At 34.9% G+C, this 1,643-nt stretch carries 2 protein-coding genes and 1 pseudogene; all 3 read left to right on the forward strand.

The annotated features are described in order from the left end of the window. Positions 1 to 311 (forward strand): annotated as a pseudogene (locus IC220_RS07430) (hypothetical protein); the annotation flags it as partial. Positions 312 to 413: 102 nt separating this feature from the next. Next, a complete protein-coding gene (locus IC220_RS07435; protein WP_188153665.1) occupies positions 414 to 1,289 on the forward strand; it encodes an Rpn family recombination-promoting nuclease/putative transposase in 876 nt (291 codons plus the stop codon). Positions 1,290 to 1,314: 25 nt separating this feature from the next. Then, on the forward strand, positions 1,315 to 1,512 hold the full coding sequence (locus IC220_RS07440) for a hypothetical protein (protein WP_188153781.1): 198 nt from the start codon (positions 1,315 to 1,317) through the stop codon (positions 1,510 to 1,512). Positions 1,513 to 1,643: the final 131 nt, after the last annotated feature.

The raw sequence follows: 1,643 nt of genomic DNA on the forward strand, positions 1-1,643 counted from the left end.
TTGGCAATGTGGGAGAATCTGCAGATTACGTAACCAGGAGCATTCCAGCAGGTTCAAATACTAAGATAACAATTACTTATGATGCATTAATACCTGGTACTGCCGATGTTAAAGCATATGTGCAAAAAAACGTGGAAAGAGAATGGCAGCTAGTTAATTTAACAACAGGAAAACCTATCGGCGACAACTGGGTGGAGAGGACTCATATGCTGACAAACTTTAATGCCAATGAAACCAGGATAAAGCTAGTTCTTAGTGGTACAGTGCAATATCGTCCTAAAGTGAAAAATTTGCGAATAATTATTACATGAAATTTCACTTACTAGCATATACCGAAAGAAAATTTGTATTTAAAGCATTGAATATTTTGCATTAATGGTATATAATTATTAACAATTTTGGAGCTTTGTGATATGCCGTTTTCTAAATTTCTAGATCCAAAGAATGACCTTACTTTCAAGCTAATCTTTGGTACTGAAAAAAACAAAAATATTCTCATTCACTTCATAAATGATATTTTAGGATTTACTGGAGAAGATGTAGTACAAGAGGTAGAATTTCTTAGCACGATCATGAATCCTGAGATTGCTTCTGATAGACAAAGTATAGTTGATATTCTATGTAAGGATTCAATAGGTAGAAGATTCGTGGTTGAGATGCAAGTTGCTAGAGATAAAGGCTTTGAAAAACGTGCACAACTTTACGCTGCTAAAGCTTATTCTAGACAGTCATGCAAATATTCCGATTTACAAAAAGTGTACTTCATCGCGATATCTAATTGTAATTTATTTTCTGAAGATGTGTATTATATTTCGACTCACAGTATACGTGATATAGAAACCAATGGACATTACTTAAAAGACTTTCAGTTTATTTTTATAGAACTGCCAAAGTTTTCAAAAAGCAAAGTAGACCAATTAGAGACAATAATAGAGCGTTGGTGTTTCTTCTTTCGGTATGCAGCAGAAACTACAGATGAGGATTTAAAAAAAATAGCAGAACGGGCACCAATAATAAAGCTAGCATATAATGAATTAGACAAATCCGGCTGGAAAGAAAAAGATCTGATAGCCTATGAAGAGATGGATATGAACGTTCAAAAAGAAGAGGGTATTTGGGCTCAAAGGCTTGATGATGCTACTGAAAAAGGTAGAGAGGAAGGCAGAGAGGAAGGCAGAGAGGAAGGTGCAAGAGAAATAGCTAAGAACTTAATTGAACTTGGTATATCTACGGATATTATTGCAAGGACTACTGGGCTTTCAAATGAACAAATTGAAAAGCTGAAATAAAACACTACTTTTTCAAACAATACCAATGCCAGAAGATAAAACGAATAGAGGATATCCACTGCCTCATCCAGAAAATATTGCCGTGCAAGATGTGGTACGTATTCGCACAACTATAGAAAAAGTAGATGAGGATATTACCAGTAGGGAAAATGAATATGATGAGCTGAAGGGTAACTTTGAAAGATTTAGTTTTGAAAAACTGTTAAAATTGTGGGGAAATTAAGAGATGACTATCGCAAAAGAAGTAGTATACGCATTACATCAAAGAATTAAGGATTTATCTCAAGATGCAACGCCTGATAAGGTAGCATATTTGGCCAAGGCATTAGAGTCTATAGCCGGGCAGAGTACTGT

The organism is Wolbachia endosymbiont of Pentalonia nigronervosa, assembly GCF_014534705.1.
In the GTDB taxonomy this organism is placed as follows: domain Bacteria; phylum Pseudomonadota; class Alphaproteobacteria; order Rickettsiales; family Anaplasmataceae; genus Wolbachia.

What these genes read in the sequence shown, in the direction of transcription:
- IC220_RS07440 (WP_188153781.1), top strand. Translation starts at nt 1,315, where the DNA reads ATGCCAGAAGATAAAACGAATAGAGGATATCCACTGCCTCATCCAGAA.
- IC220_RS07435 (WP_188153665.1), top strand. Translation starts at nt 414, where the DNA reads ATGCCGTTTTCTAAATTTCTAGATCCAAAGAATGACCTTACTTTCAAG.